Source organism: Microbacterium pumilum (genome assembly GCF_039530225.1).
In the GTDB taxonomy this organism is placed as follows: Bacteria; Actinomycetota; Actinomycetes; order Actinomycetales; family Microbacteriaceae; genus Microbacterium; species Microbacterium pumilum.
Map to the genome: position 1 here is coordinate 2090930 of NZ_BAAAOH010000001.1, position 23955 is coordinate 2114884.

Annotated in this window: 22 protein-coding genes; 11 read left to right on the forward strand and 11 right to left on the reverse strand. The window is 68.0% G+C overall.

Annotated elements, in window-relative coordinates:
* Positions 1 to 28 precede the first annotated feature (28 nt).
* Entirely contained in the window at positions 29 to 415 is a 387-nt protein-coding gene (locus tag ABD188_RS09140) for a hypothetical protein (RefSeq protein ID WP_344060859.1), read from the reverse strand.
* Here ABD188_RS09140 and ABD188_RS09145 point away from each other — a divergent pair.
* From ABD188_RS09145 to ABD188_RS09155, 3 genes are all read left to right on the forward strand, one after another.
* The gene (locus ABD188_RS09145; RefSeq protein WP_344060862.1) at positions 372 to 2282 is read left to right on the forward strand and encodes an SH3 domain-containing protein; all 1911 of its coding nucleotides are present in this window, start codon (positions 372 to 374) and stop codon (positions 2280 to 2282) included. The two genes, ABD188_RS09140 and ABD188_RS09145, sit on opposite strands and share 44 nt — an antisense overlap.
* 123 nt (positions 2283 to 2405) lie before the next feature.
* Positions 2406 to 3266: an ABC transporter permease gene (locus ABD188_RS09150; RefSeq protein ID WP_344060865.1), complete on the forward strand. Its 861-nt coding sequence runs from the start codon at positions 2406 to 2408 to the stop codon at positions 3264 to 3266.
* The gene (locus ABD188_RS09155) at positions 3266 to 4018 is read left to right on the forward strand and encodes an ABC transporter ATP-binding protein (protein ID WP_344060868.1); all 753 of its coding nucleotides are present in this window, start codon (positions 3266 to 3268) and stop codon (positions 4016 to 4018) included. The genes ABD188_RS09150 and ABD188_RS09155 overlap by 1 nt, the downstream gene beginning before the upstream one ends.
* A 19-nt stretch (positions 4019 to 4037) precedes the next feature.
* Here the strand turns inward: ABD188_RS09155 and ABD188_RS09160 are convergent, their stop codons facing one another.
* Genes ABD188_RS09160 through rfbA form a run of 4 tightly spaced genes read right to left on the reverse strand, consistent with a single transcriptional unit; the run spans position 4038 to position 8272 of the window.
* A complete protein-coding gene (locus tag ABD188_RS09160; protein WP_344060872.1) occupies positions 4038 to 4961 on the reverse strand; it encodes a glycosyltransferase family 2 protein in 924 nt (307 codons plus the stop codon).
* 10 nt (positions 4962 to 4971) lie between these two features.
* Complete coding sequence (locus ABD188_RS09165) at positions 4972 to 6405, reverse strand: sugar nucleotide-binding protein (RefSeq protein WP_344060875.1); 1434 nt, start codon at positions 6403 to 6405, stop codon at positions 4972 to 4974.
* Complete coding sequence (gene rfbB, locus ABD188_RS09170) at positions 6405 to 7403, reverse strand: dTDP-glucose 4,6-dehydratase (protein ID WP_344060878.1); 999 nt, start codon at positions 7401 to 7403, stop codon at positions 6405 to 6407. The genes ABD188_RS09165 and rfbB overlap by 1 nt, the downstream gene beginning before the upstream one ends.
* The gene (gene rfbA / locus ABD188_RS09175; RefSeq protein ID WP_344060881.1) at positions 7403 to 8272 is read right to left on the reverse strand and encodes a glucose-1-phosphate thymidylyltransferase RfbA; all 870 of its coding nucleotides are present in this window, start codon (positions 8270 to 8272) and stop codon (positions 7403 to 7405) included. The genes rfbB and rfbA overlap by 1 nt, the downstream gene beginning before the upstream one ends.
* A 127-nt stretch (positions 8273 to 8399) precedes the next feature.
* On the opposite strand from rfbA, the gene ABD188_RS09180 reads away from it, so the two are divergent.
* From ABD188_RS09180 to ABD188_RS09190, 3 genes are read left to right on the forward strand one after another with little or no spacing between them, the layout of a single operon-like run.
* Positions 8400 to 10358 (forward strand): DUF6541 family protein, encoded by a 1959-nt coding sequence (locus ABD188_RS09180; protein ID WP_344060884.1) that lies wholly within the window; start codon positions 8400 to 8402, stop codon positions 10356 to 10358.
* Between the two features lie 52 nt (positions 10359 to 10410).
* Positions 10411 to 11157 (forward strand): glycosyltransferase family 2 protein, encoded by a 747-nt coding sequence (locus ABD188_RS09185; RefSeq protein WP_344060887.1) that lies wholly within the window; start codon positions 10411 to 10413, stop codon positions 11155 to 11157.
* The gene (locus ABD188_RS09190) at positions 11154 to 11561 is read left to right on the forward strand and encodes a DUF2304 domain-containing protein (protein WP_344060890.1); all 408 of its coding nucleotides are present in this window, start codon (positions 11154 to 11156) and stop codon (positions 11559 to 11561) included. The genes ABD188_RS09185 and ABD188_RS09190 overlap by 4 nt, the downstream gene beginning before the upstream one ends.
* Positions 11562 to 11668: 107 nt before the next feature.
* Here ABD188_RS09190 and ABD188_RS09195 read toward each other — a convergent pair whose 3' ends face one another.
* The 3 genes from ABD188_RS09195 to ABD188_RS09205 are packed head-to-tail and all read right to left on the reverse strand — an operon-like array spanning position 11669 to position 14969.
* Positions 11669 to 12964 carry a lipopolysaccharide biosynthesis protein gene (locus ABD188_RS09195; protein ID WP_344060893.1) on the reverse strand — a complete coding sequence of 432 codons (1296 nt, stop codon included), beginning with the start codon at positions 12962 to 12964 and terminating at the stop codon, positions 11669 to 11671.
* Between the two features lie 17 nt (positions 12965 to 12981).
* Positions 12982 to 13986: a glycosyltransferase gene (locus ABD188_RS09200; protein ID WP_344060895.1), complete on the reverse strand. Its 1005-nt coding sequence runs from the start codon at positions 13984 to 13986 to the stop codon at positions 12982 to 12984.
* Entirely contained in the window at positions 13983 to 14969 is a 987-nt protein-coding gene (locus ABD188_RS09205) for a glycosyltransferase (RefSeq protein WP_344060898.1), read from the reverse strand. Before ABD188_RS09205 ends, ABD188_RS09200 begins: the two co-directional genes overlap by 4 nt.
* A gap of 112 nt (positions 14970 to 15081) precedes the next feature.
* On the opposite strand from ABD188_RS09205, the gene ABD188_RS09210 reads away from it, so the two are divergent.
* A complete protein-coding gene (locus ABD188_RS09210) occupies positions 15082 to 15834 on the forward strand; it encodes a glycosyltransferase (RefSeq protein ID WP_344060901.1) in 753 nt (250 codons plus the stop codon).
* Between the two features lie 3 nt (positions 15835 to 15837).
* Here ABD188_RS09210 and ABD188_RS09215 read toward each other — a convergent pair whose 3' ends face one another.
* The 3 genes from ABD188_RS09215 to ABD188_RS09225 are packed head-to-tail and all read right to left on the reverse strand — an operon-like array spanning position 15838 to position 19003.
* On the reverse strand, positions 15838 to 16944 hold the full coding sequence (locus ABD188_RS09215; RefSeq protein WP_344060903.1) for an acyltransferase family protein: 1107 nt from the start codon (positions 16942 to 16944) through the stop codon (positions 15838 to 15840).
* Positions 16941 to 18077 (reverse strand): NAD-dependent epimerase/dehydratase family protein, encoded by a 1137-nt coding sequence (locus tag ABD188_RS09220; protein ID WP_344060906.1) that lies wholly within the window; start codon positions 18075 to 18077, stop codon positions 16941 to 16943. Before ABD188_RS09220 ends, ABD188_RS09215 begins: the two co-directional genes overlap by 4 nt.
* A 35-nt stretch (positions 18078 to 18112) precedes the next feature.
* Positions 18113 to 19003: a glycosyltransferase family 2 protein gene (locus ABD188_RS09225; protein ID WP_344060909.1), complete on the reverse strand. Its 891-nt coding sequence runs from the start codon at positions 19001 to 19003 to the stop codon at positions 18113 to 18115.
* A gap of 175 nt (positions 19004 to 19178) precedes the next feature.
* Between ABD188_RS09225 and glf the strand changes: the two genes are divergently transcribed.
* From glf to ABD188_RS09245, 4 genes are read left to right on the forward strand one after another with little or no spacing between them, the layout of a single operon-like run.
* A complete protein-coding gene (gene glf, locus ABD188_RS09230) occupies positions 19179 to 20315 on the forward strand; it encodes a UDP-galactopyranose mutase (protein WP_344060911.1) in 1137 nt (378 codons plus the stop codon).
* Positions 20316 to 20339: 24 nt separating this feature from the next.
* Positions 20340 to 21131 (forward strand): ABC transporter permease, encoded by a 792-nt coding sequence (locus ABD188_RS09235; protein ID WP_344060915.1) that lies wholly within the window; start codon positions 20340 to 20342, stop codon positions 21129 to 21131.
* On the forward strand, positions 21131 to 21874 hold the full coding sequence (locus tag ABD188_RS09240; protein WP_344060918.1) for an ABC transporter ATP-binding protein: 744 nt from the start codon (positions 21131 to 21133) through the stop codon (positions 21872 to 21874). The genes ABD188_RS09235 and ABD188_RS09240 overlap by 1 nt, the downstream gene beginning before the upstream one ends.
* Positions 21875 to 21885: 11 nt before the next feature.
* Entirely contained in the window at positions 21886 to 23937 is a 2052-nt protein-coding gene (locus ABD188_RS09245; RefSeq protein ID WP_344060921.1) for an acyltransferase family protein, read from the forward strand.
* Positions 23938 to 23955 lie beyond the last annotated feature (18 nt).

Here is a 23955-nt window from a genome sequence, read left to right on the forward strand (position 1 = left end):
TACTCATCCGTCACTTCGGTCACACTGGTCACATGTTGGCCGATGGAGGACGAGCACGGCGATCGCTCCTGCGGTCGAGATTCGCGACCATCGTCACACTCGCCGCGCTGATCGCCGGAGGCCTCGCTGCGGGCCCCGCGATGGCTGCGACGCCCGAACCCGCTCCTTCGTCGACGAGCGAGCCGACGCCGCCACCGACCGCTGAGCCCACGCCGACCGCTGAGCCCACGCAGACACCGAGCGCTGAGCCCACGCCATCGCCGACGAGTGAGCCGACGCCCGAGGCCACCCCGACGACCGTGCCGACACCCGAACCCTCCCCATCGCCCACGAGCAAATCGCCGAGCACCGGGCCCGTCGAGAGCAGTCCCGTGGCGCCCGCGAGCCTCGCGAACTTCGCACCGGGCAACATCATCAGCGACGCGGTCTTCTTCGACCACCGCAGGATGTCGGCGGGGCAGATCCAGAGCTTCTTCCAGTCGAAGGTGCCGGTCTGCCAGGCCGGGTACACGTGCCTCAAGGACAAGTACGACACGTCTCGCACCACGACGGCCGATGCGATGTGCCGCGCCTACCCGGGCGGCGTCCGCGAGCGGGCGTCCACGATCGTCTACAAGGTCGCGCAGGCGTGCGGCATCAACCCGCAGGTGCTCATCGTCACGCTGCAGAAGGAGCAGGGGCTCGTCACCCATACGTGGCCGAGCGAGTGGCGGTACACCATCGCGATGGGACAGGGGTGCCCTGACACCGCAGCATGCGACACCCGGTACTACGGATTCTTCAATCAGGTGTACGGCGCAGCGTGGCAGATGAAGCGGTATGCCAACCCGCCGGGCACGAGCAACTTCTTCAACTGGTACGCGCCCCGAAACACCTGGAACGTCCTCTTCCACCCGAACCGCGCCTGTGGCACGTCGCCGGTGTCCATCCAGAATCAGGCGACGGCGAATCTGTACTACTACACGCCCTATCAGCCGAACGGCGCGGCATTGCGTGCGGGGTACGGTCAGGGCGACGGCTGCTCGAGCTACGGAAACCGCAACTTCTACAATTACTTCACCGACTGGTTCGGATCGACCCAGAAGCCCGCCAACGCCTGCTCGACCCCGGCGGGCGCGAACGCCGCGAAGCGGACCTATGTCGTCACCGCCCCGCTGAACGCGCGCATCGCACCCTCGACGTCATGTGAGACACGGAAGATGACGCTGGCCGCGGGCACGGTGGTCCAGGCCGTCGCCGGATCGGGTGAGTGGCTCAAGGTCCACGTCGAGACCTCGGATCGCTGGGTGAATCGCGCGTATCTGCGATACGCGACGGCCGCGGAGAGCGCCTGTGCCCTGCCAGGTGGCGTTCAGTCGGCCAAGTACGCGTACGTGGTGGGCCAGCCGGTCGTCGCGCGCATCGTGCCGAACGGTGGATGCGGTGCCGGCCAGGCTCCCGTCGCGACCGGAACGATCCTTCAGGCCATCGCGGTGAACGCCGACCGGACCTGGATCAAGGTCCACGCAGGCGACTCCGACCGCTGGATCATGCGCTCCACGGTCCGGCGCGCCACCCCAGTCGAGACTCCGTGCGCGATACCAGGCGGGGTCGGCGCCGCCATCCGCGCTTACCTCATCAAGCCCGAGGGAACAGCCGGCCGCGCAGCACCTTCCGCTGCCTGCGGGATGGGGGCGACCCGCCTTTCGGGTGGACTGATCGTCCAGGCCGAACAGGTCAGTGCCGATCGGACCTTCATCAAGGTGTCGACGGGCCGCGGCCACCTCTGGGTTGCACGTGCGGACGTCACCCGGTTCGACGGAGCGGACGCCTGTGCCACGGCACCGGCGACACGCGTGGCCACACGGGCCTACGTGGTCCTCGATGGCGGCACGACCGCTCGCCGCCAGCCGACCACGTCGTGTTCGACCGGCGCCGTGGACCTGGCTGCGGGCACCCTCCTCGCCCCGGCGGCCGGCACCGTCGCCGGCGACTGGCTGAGGGTGACGAGCGCGTCCGGCGAACGGTGGGTGCCGCGGGTATCGGTCAGGACGGCCACCCAGGACGATGTGTGCCGGCAGCCGACGGATGCCGCCGCCGCCAAGCGTCAGTATGTGGTGTCGGCCAGCGGGACGACGGCCCGTGTCGGACCCCACCCGAGCTGCACGGCCGGATCTGCAAAGGTGCCCGGCGGTACCGTGGCTGTAGCCGTCGCCGTCACCGCCGACGGCAGCTGGCTCAAGCTCAAGCTGGGCGTCGGCGATCGGTGGGTCCTCCGCCGGGACGTGACCCGCGCACCCTGAGCCCCGGCGCGATTTGCGGCCCGGAGGTCGCGTTCGGCGAATCGTCAGCGACCCCGCGGATAGGATACTCGGGGCATGTTCCGTGGTGCCGTCTGTGCACGCCCACCTCCCGAAAGCCTTGATGTGACAACAATCGATCTCGCTGAATACGACGTCCCGGGCCGCGGTCGCGGCATCCTCGACGTCATCCGCTGGCGGTATCTGCTGCGTCTGCTGGTGCGGAAGGGCACGGCGACCCGCTATCGCAACTCCGTGCTCGGCTGGACCTGGTCGTACGTGAAGCCGGCCGCACAGTTCGTCATCTACTACTTCGTGATGGGGATCATCCTGCAGATCCATCACGATGTGCAGAACTTCGCGATCTACCTGTTCTCGGGTGTCGTGATCATCAACCTCTTCAACGAGGGATTCGGAAACGCGACGAATGCGATCGTCGACAACGGTTCGCTGGTCCGCAAGATCTACCTGCCGCGGGAGCTCTTCCCGATCGCGGCGATCATCGTGGCGTTCATCCACTTCCTGCCGCAGGTCGCGATCCTCCTGCTCATATGCCTGGTGGTGGGATGGACGCCCACCTTGGCCATGGTCGGCGCAGTGCTGCTCGGGGTGCTGATCGTCGTGATGTTCGCCCTGGGTCTCGGGTTGTTCTTCAGCGGCATCAACGTCCGATTCCGCGATGCTCAGAACGTGGTGGAGATCATCCGGATGTTCTCGACGTGGACCTCACCGGTGCTCTACATCTGGCCCTTCGTCCAGGCTGCGCTGCCGACCTGGGCCTTCCACATCTACATGTGCAACCCGTTGTCGGTGGCCGTCGAGCTGTTCCACTACGGATTCTGGGAGGGCACAGTGACCGAGAGCGTCGGCCTCCCGCAGCCGTTCTGGCTGTACATCATCATCGCGCTCGTGGCCTGCGTCGTGAGCCTCGTCGTCGGCCAGGCGGTCTTCCGCCGCTTCGAGCGCACTTTCGCCCAGGATCTGTGATGCATCGACTTCTCGTAGCCGAAACCACCACGCAGCCGTCGATCATCGTCGACCGCGTGACCAAGGTGTTCCTGAAGCGCAACTCGCATTCCTTCAAGGAAGCCTTCATCGGCTGGGTCCGCAAGAAGAAGGTGCGCGCCGACGAGTTCCTCGCGCTGGACGACTTGAGCTTCCAGGTCGGTGAGGGCGAAGCCGTCGCCGTCATGGGACTCAATGGCTCCGGAAAGTCGACGACCCTGAAGCTGGTGTCGGGCGTGCTCGAACCCGACCGCGGACGCGTCTTCACGCGGGGCCGGGTCGCGGGTCTGATCGAGGTGGGCGCCGGATTCCACGCCGACCTCTCGGGGCGCGAGAACGTCTATCTCAACGCCGCGATCCTGGGGATGAATCGCGCCGAGATCGATGCCCGCTTCGACGACATCGTGGCGTTCTCCGAGATCGGCGAGTTCATCGACCAGGAGGTCAAGCACTACTCCTCCGGAATGTTCATGCGCCTCGCTTTCTCGGTGGCGATCCACGTCGAGGTGGACGTGCTGCTCGTGGACGAGGTGCTGTCGGTGGGCGACGCACCCTTCCGGGCGAAGTGCGCGGCGAAGATCAAGGAGCTGACGGCGACAGGCGTCACGATGCTGGTCGTCAGCCACGACATGAACATGATCCGTCAGCTGTGCGAGCGCGGCATCGTCATCTCGAAGGGCAAGAAGGTCTTCGACGGCCCCGTCGAGGAAGCCATCACCGCGCTGACGAAGTGACCGGCGGCCGCGCGCTCGACTAGTTCGAGCGTCGCTTGTCGCGCCGCTCCGAGACGACGCGGCGGACGCGGCGCTCGACGCGCCGGAACGGATTCATCGCTGCGATCTCGCTGCGAAGGCCGTTCTCGACCTCGACGAAGCGCTTGTCGATGAAGCGCGTCAGATACAGCACCAGGCCGAGCCCGTTCGCGTCGACGTACTCACGGAGGGCATCGTCGCGGATGCGCGCGTCATAGTAGGCGTGCTCGCCCTTGGAGCTGATCACGCTGTTCCCGTCCGCGCCCGAGGCGCCCACTCGCTGATGCCAGTACGCGTACGGCTCGGGACCGAGGTAGTCGACCGGTCCGCGGGCGAGGACGCGCAGGTTGAAGGCCCAGTCGCCGACGACCGGAAGTCTCTCGTCGTACAGACCGAGCTCCTCGTGCAGGCTGCGTCGGTAGACGAACGCGATGGGAACGAACCGATTGAACAGCAGCGTGTCCGACAACGTCGGCGCGGGCAGGTCGGGCTGGAAGATCTCGCTGCTGACGACCTCATAGCCCGACGGCGTCTGATGCTCCCACCTGATCTCGATGCGCGAGACGACGCCGTTGCGCTCGGGGTGGCTGTCCAGATAGTCGACGGATCGCGCGAGGAATTCCGGATGCCACGAGTCGTCGTCGTCGTGAAGGGTGAGCAGCGGGGCGGATGTCGCCAGGACGCCGGCGTTCGCGCTCACCCAGCGGCCCCTCGAGGCCGGCGCGTGGATGACACTGACGCGCGCCGCGTGCTCGGCGGGGAGCTCGGCGACGGCCGCGTCCACCGGTCCGGGCTTGCCGCCGTCATTGACGATCACGCACTCCCAGTCGCTCAGGGTCTGGGAGGTGATGCTGGCGAGCGCGCGGCGCAGGAACTCGGGGCGGTCTTTCGTGCGCACGACGACGGCGACGGCGGAATCGCTCATCGGTGGATCCTCACGGCCGGCCCTGGCGGTCATCCGCTGACGCGAGGTACTGCCGAAGGGCATCGTCCATGTCATCGACGCGGAAGCCGGTCGCTTGGATCTTGCTCAGGTCGAGTGTGCTGTTGTGCGGCCGCGGCGCGATAGGACCGGACGCCGTGGCGTAGTACTCCGCCGTCGACACGGGCGTCACGCGGTCCGGGTCGCTGCCCGTCAGCTCGAAGACCCGCCGCGCGATCTGGGCCCATGAGGCGGGTTCGCCCGCGCTCGTGAGGTCGTACACGCCGTACGGCGGCGTCGTCGTGAGGAGGTGGCGGATGCCGCGCGCGATGTCGCGCGTGAAGGTGAGCCTGCCGGTCTGATCGTCGACGACCTTCGGGTCGATGCCGCGCTCGGCCAGCGACGCCATCGTGCGGACGAAGTTCGCGCCGTCGCCGATCACCCAGCTCGTCCGGACGATGTAGTGCCGAGGAGTGGTCGCGGCGAGCGCATCGCCCGAGGCCTTCGTCTGGCCGTACACCCCGAGTGGCGCCGGCAGGTCGTCCTCGGTGTACGACCCGCTCTTCGTCCCGTCGAAGACGTAGTCGCTCGACACATGGACGAGGGTGATCCCGTTCGCTGCAGCGACGCCCGCGAGCGCGCCGACGGCCGTGCTGTTGGCGGCCCAGGCATCCGGTCGTCCCTCGGCGGTCTCGGCCTTGTCGACGGCCGTGTAGGCCGCGGCGTTGATGATGGTCGAATAGTCCCGCCAGTGACGGGCCGAACCGAGATCGGCGGCGGTCAGATCGAGCGAGGCGCGATCGGCATACTCGAGCCGGCCTCCCTCGCCGAACTCCGCCCGAAGTGCGCGACCCAGCTGCCCGTTGGCGCCCAGCACCAGGATCTTCCTGGGCGGAACCGGTGTGACGTTCGCCAGACGCGGGTGACCGGCATCCTTCGCTGAGAGCTCTGCCTGCTCGAGCGGGATCGGCCATGTGATCGCTGCGGTCTCGTCGGCCAGATTGAGGAATGTGTACTGCGCGTCGGGCGACCAGTGGTCGTTGACGAGGTATGAGTAGGCGGTGTCGGGCTCGAGGGTCTGATACGAGTTGCCGACCCCGCGCGGCACGAAGATGGCCCGCGACGGGTCGATCTCGGTGGTGAAGACCGCCCCGAATGTCGGGCCCTCGCGCAGGTCCACCCACGCGCCGAAGATGCGTCCGGTGGCGACCGACACCCACTTGTCCCACGGTTCGGCGTGGATGCCGCGGGTCGTGCCGACCGCGTCGTTGAACGAGATGTTGTTCTGCACCGGACCGAAGTCGGGCAGCCCACCGGCGAGCATCTTCTGGCGCTGCCAGTTCTCCTTGAACCAGCCACGGCTGTCGCCGTGCACGGGAAGTTCCCACACGACCAGGCCGGGGATGGGAGTCTCAGCAGACGACAGCGGCTTGCCGTACTCCGTCATCACTGGCCTTTCGCCGCGTAGAAGGCCTCGACGCCGTCCTTGGCGGAAGCCCACCACTCCTCGTTGCGCCGGTACCAGTCGATGGTGGCGGAGAGGCCCGCTTCGAAGTCCTGGTACTGGGGCGTCCAGCCGAGCTCGGTGCGCAGCTTGGTCGAGTCGATCGCGTAGCGCATGTCGTGACCGGCACGGTCGGTGACATGGTCGTATGCGTCGGCCGGCTGACCCATCTCGCTGAGGATCAGCTCGACGACCGTCTTGTTGTCCTTCTCGCCGTCAGCGCCGATGAGGTACGTCTCTCCGATCTCGCCCTTGTCGAGGATCGTGAGCACCGCAGACGAGTGATCGTCGGCGTGGATCCAGTCGCGGACGTTCTCGCCCTTGCCGTAGAGCTTGGGCCGGATGCCGCGGATGACGTTCGTGATCTGGCGCGGGATGAACTTCTCGACGTGCTGGTACGGCCCGTAGTTGTTCGAGCAGTTGCTGATGGTCGCCTCGACGCCGAACGACCGAACCCACGCGCGCACCAGGAGGTCGGATCCCGCCTTCGTCGACGAGTACGGCGACGAAGGGTTGTAGGGGGTGTTCTCGGTGAAGCGGTCCGGGTCATCGAGCTCGAGGTCGCCGTACACCTCGTCCGTGGAGATGTGATGGAGGCGCGTCCCGTGCCGGCGAGCCGCTTCGAGCAGCGTGTAGGTGCCGATGATGTTGGTGTCGAGGAACGGTCGCGGATCGTGCAGCGAGTTGTCGTTGTGCGATTCGGCCGCGTAGTGCACCACCGCATCGGCCGCCCCGAACAGCTCGTCGACCAGCGGAGCGTCGGTGATGTCGCCCTTGACGAACGTGAGGCGGTCTTCGGGCAGACCGGCGAGAGAGGCCAGGTTGCCGGCATAGGTCAGCTTGTCGAGCACGGTGACGTGATGGTCGGTGTGCGCGACGACGTGGTGGACGAAGTTCGATCCGATGAAACCGGCGCCCCCCGTGACAAGCAGGTTCGCCATCAGTGTCCTCTTTCCAGTGTGTCGAGCAGGTATCTGCCATAGCCGGATTTGACGAGCTTCGCGGCGCGCTCGCGGAGCTCGTCATCGCTCAGGAAGCCCTGCCGCCACGCGACCTCCTCGGGCACGCCGACGCGGAGCCCGGTGCGTCGCTCCATCGTCCGCACATATTCGGCGGCATCCGTCATCTGATCGAACGTGCCGGTGTCGAGCCAGGCCGTGCCGCGCGGGAGGACCTCGACCTGCAGCTTTCCCCGTTCGAGGTAGGCGCGATTGACGTCGGTGATCTCGTACTCGCCACGCGGGCTGGGCTCGAGGTTGCGGGCGATCTCGATCACGTCGTTGTCGAAGAAGTACAGTCCTGGCACCGCGTAGTTGCTCTTCGGCACGGCCGGCTTCTCCTCGAGTGAGACAGCCTTGCCGTCCGCGTCGAACTCGACGACGCCGTACGCGGTGGGCTCAGCCACCCAATAGGCGAAGATCGCTCCGCCGTCGATGTCGGCGTAGCGCTTCAGCTGCGTGCCGAGGCCCGGTCCGTACAGCAGGTTGTCGCCGAGGATGAGGGCGACCTTGTCGTCGCCGATGAAGTCGGCCCCGATGGTGAAGGCCTGCGCGAGCCCGTCTGGCGATGGCTGCCGGGCGAAGGTGAGGTTCACCCCGAACTGCGATCCGTCACCGAGCAGTCGCTCGAACTGCTCCGCATCGTGGGGGGTCGTGACGATGAGGATGTCGCGGATGCCGGCCAGCATGAGCGTCGAGAGCGGGTAGTACACCATCGGCTTGTCATAGACCGGGATCAACTGCTTGGAGATGCCCAGGGTGATGGGGTGCAGCCGCGTGCCCGAGCCACCGGCCAGAATGATGCCTTTCACCTGACAATCGTGCCATACGCGCCCCTGCGCCACCTGACGTGCCTCGGCGACAACTCCCAGGATCCGCCTGGGTATCCTGGACCGACCGTCCGGGTGCGCTCGCCCCGTGTTCGAAAGGCTCTCCTCCGTGGCTTGGATCGCATTCTCGTGGGCGGCGCTCGCGACCGTGCTGCTGCTCGGGGTGGTCGGGGTACCACTGGCCAGGATCATCGGCGTGCGTGGATTCGCTTCGGTCGCTCTCGCACCCGCGTTCGCCGTCACGGTGATCGGCATCGCTGCTGTCGTGGCGCCGTGGGCCGGGCTCCCGTGGTCGATCGTGCCGGTCATCCTGCTGACGATCGTGCTGGGTGGCGTGCTCTGGGGTGTCCGGCGCGCGACCCGTCGATTCACCCCGCCGCCCGTGGCGCGACACCGATTCGACGGGTGGCTGCTGTTCGCACTTCTCGTCGCGGCCGTGCTTCTGACGGCCCGAGTGGCGGGTGTCTTCGGGGATCCCGAGAACATCTCGCAGACGTTCGACAACATCTTCCACCTCAACGGCGTGCGGTTCGTGCTCGACACCGGCAACGCGTCCTCGCTGTGGCTCGGCCACATGACCAACCCCAGCGGCGGGCTGGCCTTCTATCCCGCGGCATGGCATGCGCTCGTCTCGCTGACTGTCCAGCTCTCGGGCGTGTCCATTCCGGCCGCGATCAACGCGGTGACGGTCGTGGTGTCGGCTGTCATCTGGCCGCTCGGCGCGCTGCTGCTCACCCGTGTCCTCTTCGGGCGGTCGCCCGTGCTCTCGGTGACTGCGGGCCTGCTCGCTGCCTCGCTGCCCGTGTTCCCGATCTTGCTGATGGATTACGGCGTCCTGTACCCGTACCAGCTGGGGCTGGCGCTGCTCCCGGCGGCGTTGGCAGCGACGATGCGCGCGCTCGGCCTCGCCGGAGGCCGCATGGCGCCTGGGCGGGTGTGGTGGGCGGTCGCGCTCCTGGGCTGCCTCCCGGGACTCGCTCTCGCCCACCCGGGCGCGCTGCTGGGGTGGCTCGCGCTCACCGCGCCGATGGCGCTCGTGGTCGTGGTGACGAGGCTGCGCGCCGCTCGCACCGCGCGCGCACGCTGGGCGGTGCTCGGCGTCTTCGTCGCCTATCTGGCCATCGGCGTCGTGCTCCTGAAGGTGCTGCGCCCACCCGCCGAGGCACGGGGGTGGCCGCTGCGGATGGGCATGGTGGACGCCGTCGTCGACGTGCTGACCGTCTCGGCCTGGTACGACGTGTCGGCGGTGCTCGCCGCGGTGCTCGTCGTCGGCGGACTGGTGTGGGCCGTCGTCGCACGCACACCGCGGGCGATCGTGGCGCTCGGGATGTACGTGGTGGCGGCGATCCTCTACATCGCCGTCGCGGCGCTGCCCCTGATGCCGTTGCGCGACATCCTCACCGGCGGCTGGTACAACAACCTGCCCCGCCTGGCCGCGATGCTGCCGATCGCGCTGGTTCCGCTGGGCGCCTACGGGGCGGCATGCTCCTGGGCCTGCATCGCACGGCATCAGGGCGTTCGCCGGCTGGATGCGAAGCTGCCCCGATGGGCAGCCGCAGGTCTCGGCATCATCGTGACCGTCGGTGCGGCCGCCGCGATGCAGGCGCCTTCGGTATCGCCTCTCCCCGTCGCGCAGCAATGGGCGGCGAGCCCGTTCGTGCTCGGGCCCGGCTCCGCCCTCCTCACGGCCGACGAAGCGGCCGTGATCTCGCGCCTCGATGAGCACGTGCCCGAGGGCGTCGTGGTGGCGGGCAGCCCCTGGACAGGGGCGTCATTGGCCTTCGCGCTCGCCGACCGGCCGGTCTTGATGCCGCACACGCTGATGGAGATCGGTGACGAGATGCAGCTCATCAACGACGGGCTCGCGGATGCCACGCCCGGCGGGGTCGTGTGCGATGCCGTCGACGAGCTCGGCGTGGGTTTCGTGCTGGACTTCGCCGGCCGCGAGGTCCACCCCGGTGAGCATGTCTTCCCCGGCCTGCAGGATCTCGCGACGTCGCCGGCCGTCGAGCTGGTCGACGAGCAGGGCGACGCGAAGCTCTACGAACTCACCGCGTGCGAGCGGTGACCGGCCCCGCGTCCTCAGGAGCTCCGCGCGCCGTCGATAGAATGAGGCCACTATGACTGAGGCCCCCGACCGCGTGCTGGTCATCGTTCCGGCCTGGAACGAGGCGAAGAATGTCGGGACCACCGTGCGCGAGATCCGAGCCGAGAATCCGGCGTTCGATGTGGTCGTCGTCGATGACGGATCGGCCGACGACACCTCGCAGGTGGCGAAGGATGCCGGAGCACGTGTGCTGCGGCTGCCGTTCAACCTCGGAGTGGGCGGCGCCATGCGGACGGGGTTCACATACGCGCAGCGACACGGCTACGCGCGTGCGATCCAGGTGGATGCCGACGGCCAGCACAATCCGGCAGACATCGAGCGGGTGCTCTCGGGCCTCGAACGAGGCGACATCTCCATCGGCGCTCGGTTCGCCGACGTCGGCGACTACAACGTCCGCGGGCCGCGCCGGTGGGCGATGGTCTTTCTCGCGAGCGTCGTGTCGCGGGTGGCGAAGACCCGGCTCACGGACGTGACGAGCGGCTTCCGGGCGGCCAACGCGCGGGCGATCGACCAGTACGTCCGCTACTACCCGGCCGAGTACCTCGGCGACACGCTGGATTCCCTCGTCGCCGCCTGCCACGCCGGACTCGTGGTCGTGCAGGTGCCGGTCGCCATGCGGCCCCGCGTGCACGGCGTGCCGAGCAAGGGCCCCGTCGGCTCGAGCGTGTACCTGCTGCGCTCCGTCTTCGCGCTGTCGCTCGCGGTCATGCGTCGCATGCGCCCGGTCGCCCCCGAGGCCATGCAAGAGGTGCCCGCGTGATCGTCGTCGTGGGCATCGCGCTCGCTCTCGTCATCCTGATCATCGTCGTCTGGATGCTGCTGACCCGCAGGCTCCGCGAGAAGTACGCCGTGATGTGGCTGGTCATCGGCCTGGCGGTGCTGCTCCTCGGGGTCTTCCCGCAGCTGCTGCTGTGGCTCACCTCCGCACTCGGCGTCCAGGTGCCGGCGAACCTGCTCTTCTCGCTCGCGATCGTGCTGCTCCTCGGCGTCACGCTGCACCTCTCGTGGGAGCTCTCCCAGGCCGAGGACGAGATCCGGCGCGTCGCGGAGGAGTCGGCCATCGGCCGCGCGGAGCTCGAGCAGCTCGCCGCCCGGGTCGAACGGCTCGAGGCGGATGCGGCGGGTTCGACGAATGCGGGCGCTGACGCCGAGACCACCGGCTGACTTTGCCGGGGAACCCCGCACCCGCGCCAGGCGATTCGGTGGATTCAGGATGGCTCGGGCCGGAATCGTCCTGGTGCGGGCGAATCGCCTGAGCTCGCGGCAGGTCGTCAGGTGGGGTCGGGGTCGGGCTGTGACGGCCCCGTCGGCTCGGTCGGCGGCATCCCGCGCAGCAGCGTGAGCCGCAGGATGACGAGCTGGTAGATCGTCACGACGAACTCCGAGATGGCGACCGACCACGCGATCAGCTCGAGGCTCTGCAGCGTCGCGGAGATCACGATGAGCGGGGCGCCGATCGAGGCCGCCATCACCGATGCGATCGCGACGTGCCGCACCTGCCCGAGGAGGATGAGGCACGCGTAGCCGGCGATCGCCGAGCCCGAAACGAAGAGGAACGCGACCCCGAGCGGCACGCTGAGGATGAACGGCACCAGCACGGCACCGCCGCTGAGCAGATCCGCCGCCAGGGGACTCAACGCGGCGATGAGCGATCCGCCCACGAAGCCGAATCCCAAGCCGATCACGACGGCGCGGATGCAGCGACCGGGGATGTGCTGCGGCCCGTCCTCGGGCACCCAGCCCTGCAGGAACTGCTGCACGGGGGCCAGGGCGAGCGAGCCGAACTTGAAGAGCCTGTCGGCCATCGCGTAGACGGGAACCTGCGCGGGGATCAGCGCCTGCACCATCACGAGCGGCAGCGACACGTACAGGCTGCTGACGAGGGATCCGGTCACCGCGTGGCGCTGCGACCGCAGCAGCACCAGCACGGATCGCAGGCGGTACGGCGGATGCTCGCCCGCCGGCATGGTGGCGAGGATGTGCCGTCGTTCGAGGATGATCGCGACGAGGTAGCCCAGTGCCTGGACGAGCAGGAACGCCGCGATGCTGCCCGTGAACCAGGCTGCGGCGAGCCCGAGCAGCGTGCCCACCACGGAAGGGATCGTGTTGAGCACGAACAGTCGGCCGGGCTGTGCCTGACCGACGAAATACCAGGGCGATGCGACGTAGGGCAGCAGATAGGCGATCGTGCCCAGCACCGACAGCGCGACATCCCCTCGCGTGAGCAGCAGTGAGATGACGATCATGGTCGGCGCCGCGACCGCATAGAGCGTCAGCCGGGCCGAGAACGACTCCCGGAAGATGAGTGGACGGCGCTCGCGCGTCGCCCCGGCGATCATCGACGGTCCGGTGGCGCCCCAGCCGAAGGCGACGATGACGCCGAACACCCCCGCGAGCACCTGGATCACAGTGAGCTGCGCCCAGACCTCGGCACCGACCGACTGGATCAGCACCGGTATCGCGAGCACCCCGACGAGCGCCACGAGGCCGACCGTGGCGGAGAAGCTCAGGATGCGGGAGAGGAAGGGAATGGTCGGATGCCGATCTTCGCGGTTGTCGTCGCGCAATGCTATTGGGTGACGGACTATCGGGCCGGGGGAAGGCGCCGCCCGAGCCACGGATGCAGCGCCTTGCCGCTCGTCAGCATCAGCGCGTTGGACGGGCCGTGGATCGAGCCTCGCGCGAGGTAGCGGAGCGCATACCCGCTGCGTGTCGCCGACCCGAACACGCGCTGCACCGTGCTGAGCGTGGTGGTCGCGGGCGTGATGCGGGCGGAGAGCGTCGCCGTCATCTGCGCCCGCCACCCGAATCCCATGTCGTAAAGCGCACGCGCCAGTGCGAGCGGGCTGCGCGAGCCTTCGTACCGCTGCCCGGCCGCCAGCAGGGTTCGCAGGGCGGATGCCGGCCGAAGCCGTTCGGGGTTGCCGGCCACCTCGCCGAGGACGTTCGCGGCGTGCTGCACGTAGTCCTGCAGGACGTCGTCCACCACCACCGTCGGGCCGAGCATGGCGGCGCAGACGGCGATCCAGTGGTCGTGCACTTCGACGCGCGTGGGCATCCGCGGAAACGGCAGGGCCAGGTCGAGCACCTCACGCCGGAACACGCTCATGGCGCCGGAGAACTGGTTGATCGCGGTCAGCGCGAGCGCATCCGAGTTCCTGCGTGCCGTCGTCGCCTGGATGACCCGACCGGACGGGAACTCGACCACGCGAGCCTGCCCGGATGCGATCGTGTGCTCTTGGAGGAGCGGCACGAGGCGCTCGAGCTTGTCGGCGTGCCAGACGTCGTCCTGGTCGCTCAGCGCGACCCATTCGACGGATGCCGGGACCGCCCGCACGGCTCGTTCGAAGTTGGCGTAGAACCCGACGCGGTCCGGGTGCCCCGTGACGGTGAACCGGGGATCCGCACCCGTCGCCTCGGACACCAGCGCCTGCACGTCCTCCACCTCGCCGTCCGCGGAGATGACACAGACGAAGTCGCGCACGGTCTGGTTCTGCAGCGACACCAGCTGCCGGGCGAAGAGCTCGGGGTCAGGTCGGTAGGCGGCGAGCGCGATCGCCCCAGAACCCCTCGTGGTCGCCGGGGTCACAGCGGTGCTCGCCAGGTGATGTCCGCAGCCGCCCGCGCGACCGCATCCGGAATGCGACCCAGCCGGCCGCGCCGTCCGTCCGCGCGTCCGGCCCGCAGAATGGCCGCGAAGCGGCGACGCTCACGCACGGCGAACCACACGATCACGTAGTGCCGCCACTCGAGCACCGTCGCGCGCGCAACGGCGAACGGTCGCCGCCGGCGGTAGGCGCGATTGACCACGACGCGGTTGCGCGCGCGGTAGTAGTAGCGGAACGGCGCGCTGACGGTGAACCCGATGGGCTGCCCTCCCGGGACCCGGACGACCCGGCCGAACGGCGAGAGCGCGACCCGGCGGCCGAGAGCGTGAGGAAGGTCGAGGCCTCGGGCGGCGATGGTCACGAAGCCGTGTGCTTCTGCCCGCATCGTGTACTCGGTATCGACGAGGTCGATGAACAGGTCGTCCCGAAAGGGCCCGACGACCCCCACGGCGACGGCGGAGACGAGCAGCCCCGACTGGATCGGCTGCCGCGACAGCAGGTGCCCGTCCCGTTCGCCGTGCGCTTGCGAGACGCCGGCGAAGAACTCGGGTGCGGTGGCGGCCACAGGTATACCGGCTCGCGCGGCCGCCACGTGGGCCGCGGTGAGCGACCGGACGAAGCCGGGCCCGATGCGGGAGTCCTGGTCGAAGAACACGATCCCGTCCGGCTCGCGTGCCGCATCCGGCTCGAGAAGCGCTGCGACACCCGCATTGAGCGCCGCGGCGATGCCGAGATTCTCGGGCAGGCGGACCACCCGAGCACCGAGGCTCGTGGCCGCGGCCAGCACGTCGTCGTAACCGGGACCGCTGCCGTCGTCGACCACGACGACCTGATCGACCTGTTCGACCAGCACGCGCAGATTGTCGAGCAGATCGGCCGTCGGGGCGAACGCCGTCACGACGGAGCTCACGACGAATCCGGTCGGGTCCGCATCAACGGTGGGACGATCTCGCGGGGCGGGCATGGCTCTGACAACCTACCAGCGAGGGCCGCGCGGACCACGTTCGCGCCCGGGGCCCGTGCGGCGGGCCGCGTAGGATGGCGGAGATGTTCGGCGCCCTCGCGAAAGGCCACCGGTGAGCCCTCCCACCCGGGTCAGTGTCTGCATGGCGACGTACAACGGTGCCGTCTATGTCGAGCATCAGCTGCGATCGATCCTGTCGGAACTCGTCGAGGATGACGAGATCATCGTCGTCGACGACGCCAGCACGGACGACACCGTGGCTGTGATCGCCTCGATCGGCGATCCCCGCATCCGCGTCACACCGCAGTCGGTCAATCGCGGCTACGTGCGGACGTTCGAAACCGCGCTCCTCGCGGCCACCGGCGACGTGCTGCTGCTCGCCGACCAGGATGACGAGTGGATCCCCGGTCGACGTGCGGTGCTGGTGGATGCCGCCACCCGCAGCGGGGTCGCGGCATCCAATCTCGTCCTGCTGGATTCCGGCGACCCGCTCCGCTCACCGGTCTCGGGGAGGCCCTGGCTGCTGCGCGCCGCGACGTCGACACAGCGGCTGCGGAACGAGGCACGGATCCTCGCGGGAGTCGCTCCGTACTTCGGATGTGCGATGGCGATCAGGCGCGACATGCTGGCGGCCATCACGCCGTTCCCTTCCTTTCTCACCGAGTCCCACGACCTCTGGATCGCCACGGTGGCCAACACGGCAGGCCGCATGAGCCATGTCGAGCAGGCGACGGTGCGCCGCCGCATCCACGGGGCCAACGCGTCCTCGGCGTCGCCGCGAGGGCTTCGTCCGGCCATCGCATCGCGGTGGATGCTGCTGCGCGCATGGCGCGAGGCCGGGCGCCGCCGCCGAGCGCTGAGGTGAGTCTCAGCCCTCCTGGATGTCGCCGGGAGGGCCCACCGGCTCGGGGCGCAGCCGCTCGCCCGTCGGCCGGACGAGCAGCATCGCGGGACGCTCGATGAGCACCCAGCTGAGCCACGCCAGCGCGAACGTGACGACGATCGTGATCAGGATGTAGACCGGCATCCCGAGTGCGGCGCCGCCGATCAGCACCACGAGCTGCTGCACCGGCCACGCGTAGATGTAGAAGCCGTACGAGACGTCATTGCGGGCGACCCACGACGGCTGGCGGACCCACGTCGACAGCGACAGAAGGCCGTAGGCGAGAACCGGCGCCGCCGCCTGTCCTCCCCAGTGCGGGATGAGCAGGATCAGCGCGACGGTGAGGACCAGCGCCCCGATGCCCAGCAGGCGATTGACGCCGATCCTCTCGACGACGAAGTAGATCAGCGATCCACCCAGGAAGAAGGGCAGCAGCCGCGAGAACAGCTCGAAGCTCATGTCGAGGCCGACCCGGTGCGCGGCGCCGACGTAGGCCCACGTGGCGACGCTCAGCAGCCACAGCACACCCACCAGGATCGGCGACCGTCGGAAGATCGCGATGAATCCCAGCACCCAGATGACGATGTAGCAGAGGAACTCGTAGAAGAGCGTCCACAGCGACCCGTTCCACGCGCCCGGGTAGGGCACGCTCTGCAGCGTGACACCGATGCTGTAGTGGTCGATGTAGAGCGTGATGTTGCCCCAGACGTACTGGAACGGCGTGACCGGAGTGGTGAGATATCCGCTGAGCGACCCCTGCTGGATCAGCAGCGCGACGGGTCCGAAGACGAACGCCGTGACGACGAGCACCACGACGAAGGCCGGGTAGATGCGAGCGACGCGATGCAGGAGGTACTCGCCGGGCGAGGTGCGCAGCCGGCTGCGGGTGATGAGGAACCCGCTCAGCACGAAGAATCCGGCGACGGCCCAGCCGCCGAGGTTCTCGCCCTGGATCAGCGGTCCGGTGCCTTGACCCGTGATGTACCAGCTGTGCGCGAACAACACGAGCGCCGCCAGGATCAGCCGGAAGAGGTTGAGGCTGTTCTTGCGGTACGGATACGGCGTGCCACGCAGGGCCGCGGGCAGGCTCACTTCAGCAGGTTCCGCGACGACATCTCGTCGAGGGAGCGCTGATAGCTGTCGCCTTCGATCGGCTCGGTGAGAACCCACTCGACGAAGCGGGCGACGCCGTTGCGGAAGCTCACGGCAGGGGCGTAGCCGAGGATCTCGCGCAGGCGCGTGGTGTCGGCGATGTTGTGCCGGATGTCCCCCAGCCGGTAGTTGCCCGACACGCGGGTCGGAACCTCGGTGCCGAACGCCGCGAAGAGCGCCGCGACGACTTCGTTGACGGTGGTGGCGACGCCCGAGCCGACGTTGAACACCCCGCCCGCGGCATCCGGCATCGTGGCCGCGAGGAACGTGGCCTCGACGACATCGTCGATGTACACGAAGTCGCGGCTTTCGAGCCCGTCCTCGAAGATGTTGATCTCTTTGCCCTGGCGGATCAGGTTCGAGAAGATCGAGAGGATGCCGGTGTACGGGTTCTTGAGCGACTGACCGGGCCCGTAGACGTTCTGGTACCGCAGGGCGACGGGTTCGATCCCGACCGTGGGCGCGACCGTCATGATGAGCGATTCCTGCACCTGCTTGGTGATGCCGTACACGGACGACGGATGGAGCTTCGCGGTCTCGTCGGTCGGGATGACGCTCAGCGCGCCCTCGCCGGCGATGTGCACCTCGAAGTCGCCCGCTGCCATGTCGGCGTCCGCGCGGTGGCCGGGGTACACCCTTTCGCCGGACGGCGTGAGGTACGCGCCCTCGCCGTAGATCGATCGCGACGAGGCGACGACGATCCTCCGCACGTCGTGCGGCTCGTTCGCCAGCACATCGAGCAGCTTCGCCGTGCCCCCGATGTTCGCCTCGGTGTAGCGGTCGATCTCGTACATCGACTGGCCGGTGCCGGTCTCGGCGGCCAGGTGCACGACGATCGTCGCGCCGGTGAGGGTCGATCGGAGGTCGTCCGTGGACGTGACCGTGCCCTCAACCAGCGTCGCGACGCCGTCGAGGGATCGCACGAGGGGAGATGTGATTTCCGGGTGGTCGCCGTGGACCTGCGGGATCAGGGCGTCGAGCACCGTGACGGTGTGGCCGGCGTCGACGAAGCGGCGCGCCAGGCGGGTGCCGATGAAACCGGCACCGCCGGTGATGAGCACATGATCGGACATGCGGGTGGCTCCTGGGGTGCGACCCGCGGGCGGGTTCAGAGGGCGACGATGTGCGCCAGCGTCGATTCTAACCCGGCGCGGTTTCGCCCCCGAAGGACCTTGGGGAGCTCCGTGACGGCGTGCAGTCGCGACATCACCCTCGCACGGGCGGCGCGCGCCGTGCGCGTCCAGCCCCGTACGGCCGCGAGCCGTCGCGCCTGCGCGTAGTACATGCGCTCGTCGCGGAAGCGCCTGCCGTCGAGCAGCGTCTTCTGCGACGCGCTTCCACCGTGTCGGCGATACGAGAACGCCACCACGGGGTTGTACGCGAGCGTTCCTCCCTCGAAGGCGATGTCCATGAGCAGGGCGAGGTCCTGGATGATCGGCAGGCCCTCGCGGAAGTCGATGCGCTTGAGGGTCGACGTGCGGAACGCGAGCGAGGGCCAGTACAGCCAGTCGCCGCGGATGAGGCTCGTCGCCATCCGCTCTCCGGTGAGCACCGCGATGCCGCTGCCCCCGCGCGGCGCCAGGATCCCCTGCTTCACGCGATCCGCGAGCGGCGTCACGACGGTGCCGTGCTCGTCGATGACCTGCACCCCCGGCTGGATGACGTCCGCCTCGGGGACGTTCGCGATCGTGCGGGTGATGACGTCGACGTAGTCGGGGTGCATCAGGTCGTCGCAGCCGAGGATCGCGATGTACTCGGTCGTCGCGCGCCTGATCGCCTCCCGGTAGTTCTCGGTGATGCCGAGGTTGACCTCGTTGCGCAGATACGAGATGCGCGGGTCGGTGAGCGCAGCGAAATAAGCTGGGACGGCGTCATCCGGATAGCAGTCGTCTATCACGATGAGCCGCCAGGCCGGATTGCGCTGCGCCAGCACGGAGTCGACGGTCTCGTAGAGCAGGGCGGGCTCGCCCCAGAAGGGCACGAAGATCTCGAGAGTCATGGCGGTTCCAGCGTAGGGGAGGGGGAGTGGCTCGGAACGAGTGGATCCGCTGCGCCGCCGGAGGCGCCGGCACTCCGGGAGTGTCCAGACACGCTGGATAGACTGGCACCGCGGCGGCGCTCCGGCACGCCGCGTCGCCGTGTCTGCGGCGAACGCGAACCCGAAGGCAGCATCCATGGATCTTCTCGTCGTCGGCTCCGGCTTCTTCGGCCTCACCATCGCCGAGCGCGCCGCGGCATCCGGCCTCACCGTCACGGTCATCGACCGTCGCGACCACATCGGCGGCAACGCTTTCAGTGAGGACGATCCGGCCACGGGCATCGAGGTGCACCGCTACGGCGCGCACCTCTTCCACACGTCGAACCCCGCGGTGTGGGAGTACGTCAACCGCTTCACCACTTTCACCGACTACGTCCACCGCGTCTACACGAACCACAAGGGCATCGTGTTCCCGCTGCCGATCAACCTCGGCACCATCAACCAGTTCTTCAACGCGGCGTATTCGCCCGACGAAGCAAAGGCGCTCGTGCACGAGCTCGCCGGAGAGTTCGACACGAAGGATGCCGCGAACCTCGAGGAGAAGGGCATCGCCCTCATCGGGCGACCGCTCTACGAGGCGTTCATCCGCGATTACACCGCCAAGCAGTGGCAGACCGACCCGAAGAACCTGCCCGCCGAGGTCATCAGCCGCCTTCCGGTGCGCTACAACTACGACAACCGGTACTTCAACGACACGTGGGAGGGCCTTCCGACCGACGGGTACACCGCGTGGATCGAGCGGATGGCGGACCACCCGAACATCGAGGTCAAGCTCTCGACCGACTTCTTCGACGAGTCCCAGCCGTTCAACAAACGGGCCACGGTGGGGCAGCTGCCCATCGTGTACACGGGTCCGGTCGATCGCTACTTCGACTACACCGAGGGTGCGCTGTCGTGGCGGACGCTCGACTTCGAGCGCGAGGTGCTGGATGTCGGAGACTTCCAGGGCACGAGCGTCATGAATTATGCGGATGCCGACATCCCGTACACGCGCATCCACGAGTTCAAGCACTTCCATCCGGAGCGGGCCGACCGGCATCCGGCCGACAAGACGATCATCATGCGGGAGTTCTCGCGCTTCGCGACGCGCGAGGACGAGCCGTACTATCCGGTGAACACGTCGCAGGATCGCGCCGGTCTGCTGGCTTACCGCGAGCTCGCCAAGGGCGAGCAGGACGTGCTGTTCGGCGGGCGCCTGGGCACCTATCAGTACCTCGACATGCACATGGCGATCGGCTCGGCGCTGTCGATGTGGCACAACCAGCTCGCCTGACCCGCGCACCATAGACTCGCCATCGTGACCACCGCCACTGTCGGCGCTCCGGGTTCTCCGCAGCGCTATTTCCACTCGCTGTGGCTGCTGTCCGCGCGTGATCTCAGGGTGCGGTACTCGACGAGCGCGCTGGGCTATCTGTGGTCGGTGCTCGATCCGCTCGTGATGAGCGCGATCTACTGGTTCGTCTTCACGCAGATCTTCGATCGCAGCGCGGGCGAGCAGCCGTACATCGTCTTCCTGATCAGCGCGCTGCTGCCGTGGGGCTGGTTCAACTCATCCGTCTCCGACTTCACGCGGGCGTTCAACAAGGACGCCCGGCTGGTCCGGTCGACGGCGATTCCCCGATCCATCTGGGTCAACCGGATCGTGCTGAGCAAGGGGATCGAGTTCATCTTCTCGATCCCCGTCCTTGTGCTGTTCGCCATCCTCGGCGGAGCGCAGGTCGGCTGGGGCATCCTGCTCTTTCCCGTGGGCATGCTGCTGCAGGTGATGCTGCTCGTCGGGCTCGGACTGCTCGTGGCGCCGCTGTGCGTGCTCTACACCGACCTCGAGCGCACGACCGCGCTGATCCTGCGCGCCCTCTTCTATGCATCCCCGGTCATCTACGGCATCTACGATCTGCCGGCCGCCCTCCACCAGGTCGCCGCATTCAACCCGCTGTTCGGCATCTTCACGCTGTACCGCGTGGGATTCTTCCCGGATCAGTGGGACGGGTTCGCGGTCATCGTGGCCGCCCTCATGAGCGTGGGCTTCCTGGCGCTCGGGGTCTTCACGTTCCGCCGGCTCGAACGACCCGTCCTCAAGGAGCTGTGATGACCGGCTCCGAGCTTGCGATCGAGGTCAACGACCTCGGCGTCCGATTCCGGCGCAACCGCCGCGGGCGCCGCAGCTTCAAGGACCTCTTCGCGGATTCGTCGAGGCGCTCCAAGCCGGGGGAGTTCTGGGCGCTGCGGGACGTGAGCTTCGCCGTCAAGCCGGGTGAGTCGATCGGAGTGGTCGGGCGCAACGGCCAGGGCAAGAGCACCCTGCTCAAGCTCGTGGCCGGAGTGCTGATCCAAGACGAGGGTCGTGTCGCCGTCAACGGGGGAGTCGCCCCGCTCATCGAGATCACCGGCGGCTTCGTCGGAGACTTGACGGTTCGCGAGAACGTGAAGCTCACATCGGGTCTGCACGGGATGCCGCGCGCCGAGGTGGCGCGCCGCTTCGACGGCATCATCCAGTTCGCCGAGCTCGAAGAGTCGGTCGACACCCCCTACAAGCACCTCTCGAACGGCATGAAGGTGCGCTTGGCCTTTTCGGTGGTGTCCCAGCTCGAGGAGCCCATCCTGCTGGTCGATGAAGTGCTGGCGGTCGGCGACAAGGCGTTCCGCGAGAAATGCTACAAGCGCATCGACGAGCTGCTCGCAGACGGGCGGACACTGTTCTTCGTCAGCCACAGCGAGCGGGATCTCCGACGCTTCTGCACGAGGGGGCTGTACCTCGACAAGGGGCGTCTCGCAATGGACGCGCCCATCGATGAAGTGCTCGACCGTTACAATCAGGACTACAACGGGTGAGTATGACGACCGTGACGAGAGCGCAGCTGCGAGCAGCGTCGCCTCGCCGCTCACCCCAGCGCATCCGAGAGATCGACGGGCTGCGGGGCGTGGCGCTCACAATGGTCGTGCTGTTCCACCTGTTCGGGCACGGCAGGGTCAGCGGTGGCGTGGACGTCTTCCTCGTCGTGTCGGGATTTCTGATCACCATGTCGCTCGCGTCGAGCGTGCACGCGGGACGCAGTCTGGACCTGGCGCGACGGTGGGGACGGATCTTCACACGGCTGGCTCCTGCCGCCGCCGTCACCCTTGTCTTCGTGCTGCTTCTCACGATGACCGTCCTGCCGCCATGGACCCGCGAGCAGAACCTGGGCGAGGTCATCGCATCGGCGCTGTATGTCGAGAACTGGCAGCTCATCTCCTCGCAGCTCGCGTACAACGCGGCGGGCCCCCTCACCAGTCCGGTGCAGCATTTCTGGTCGCTCGCGATCCAGGCGCAGTTCTTCATCGCCCTGCCCCTCGCGGTGGCGCTGATCGTGCGCATCGCCCGATCGCCCGCCGCATCCTTGCGCATCGTCTGGATCGTCCTCGGGATCGCGACCGGAGCCTCATTCCTGTACGCCGCCTGGCTGAACGGCACCAGTCCCGACATCGCGTACTTCAGCTCGTTCACGCGGCTATGGGAGCTCGGCCTCGGTGCGCTCATGGCCGGCCTGGTGCTTCGCGGGCTGCGGTTGCCGGGGGTGCTCGGTGCGGTGGCGGGATGGATCGGCCTCGCCCTGGTGGTCGGCAGCGGCTGGTTCGTCGACGGCGCCCAGGCGTTTCCGGGACCACTTGCCCTCATCCCCGTGCTCGGAGCGGCGCTGGTGATCGCGGCTTCGGGCGGTCGCTCGCGCGGATCGGTTGCCACGGTGCTCGGCGCGAGGCCGCTCGTCGCACTCGACAGGGTGTCGTACCCGCTGTACCTCTGGCACTGGCCGATCCTCATCGCCTTTCTGGCCATCGTCGGTCGAGACACCGTCGGCGTGATGGATGCCGTGATCATCCTGTCGATCTCGATCCTCGCCGCTCTCGCGACACGGCGGTTCGTCTCGCGGCCCGTGGAGCAGTGGGCGTTTGCGCGTCCGCGATCGCAGGCATCGCTCATCACGCCGGTCGTGGCGATCGGGACGGTCGTCGTCCTTGCTTTTGCTCTGCTGATTCCCCAGACTGCCGCGGCCCGGGAGGAGGATTGGGATGCCGCCTCGCCGTGCTTCGGCGCGGCGGCGATGGACCCCGCTCAGGCGGCGTGCGCGGACGCGGTGCCCACTGAGCTCGTACCGGGCTTCGCTGCACTCAGCAAGGACGACGACAATCGCTCGGGCTGCTGGGCCAGCGACGGCATGAAGGAAGTCCACGTCTGCACGCTCGGCGTCGAGGAGGGCTATTCGCGACACCTGATCGCGGTGGGCGACTCGCACAACAACACGCTGATCGGGGCGTACGCGCGCATCGCCCTGGAGAACGGCTGGCGGATCGACGTCGCCGGCCGTGGTGGCTGCTATTGGACGACGGCGACCCAGCGGCAGTCGAGTCCGGTGGAAGCCGACGAATGCCGCAATTGGACAGCCGACCTGACTGCCCGCATCCAGGCGATGCCCGACCTCGACGCGATCATCGTGACCCATTCGAGTGCCGCGCCGCTATCGGTGCCCGAGGGCGCCGATGCCGACGAGTATCGCGTGCAGGGCCTGGTCGAGGCCTGGTCGACGAGACCCGCCGGGGTGCCCATCATCGCGATCCGCGACAACCCGATCTTCCCGAAGTCGGCGCTCGAGTGCGCACTAGATGTCGACACCGCGCTGCGGGGCGGCTGCGCCGTGCCCCGCGACGAGGCTCTGCACGACGACGGTACGAGAGAAGCGGTGGCGCGGGACGCGAATGCGACTCTCATCGACCTGACGGATTACATGTGCGCGCCCGCCCAGTGTTCCATCGCCGTCGGCGGGGTCCTCGTGGTGCGCGATGGCAGGCATCTCACAGCGACCTTCGCCCACACCCTCGCGCCGTACCTGAGCAGGGCCCTTGTCGAAGCCTTGGACTGACACGGCGTTTCACGCGAC